Below are 306 nucleotides of genomic sequence, written 5' to 3'. Positions count from 1 at the left end.
CCGAAAAAAGCGCGGCACCACGGCCGCACCGTTCAGTCGTCTGTGAACTTGCGAAGCAGGCGGTTCAGTTCGGCAAACTCCGCCTTCGTGAATTTGCGCAGGCGGGCGTTCAATACATGCGGCGCGACTTCCGGAATCTGCGCCGCCGTTGCCTGCCCCTTTGCCGTGAGGTGCAGATTGACCACCCGGCGGTCCTCTGCGTCGCGCGAACGCTCCAGCAGACCCTTGGTTTCCAGCTTGTCCAGCATGCGCGTCATGAGGCCCGTATCGATACCGAGCAGTTTCGACAGTTCGAACGGCGTGGTT

General features: G+C 61.8%; 1 protein-coding gene. It reads right to left on the bottom strand.

Going from position 1 to position 306, the window contains the following annotated elements:
* Nucleotides 1–32 precede the first annotated feature (32 nt).
* The coding region (locus U5A52_RS43205; RefSeq protein ID WP_321940534.1) for a MarR family winged helix-turn-helix transcriptional regulator at nucleotides 33–306 on the bottom strand (274 nt) is incomplete at its 5' end.

Origin of the sequence: Paraburkholderia sp. J8-2 (assembly GCF_905220195.1) — a bacterium.
GTDB lineage: Bacteria > Pseudomonadota > Gammaproteobacteria > Burkholderiales > Burkholderiaceae > Paraburkholderia.
This window is presented reverse-complemented; position numbering and strand designations above follow the sequence as displayed.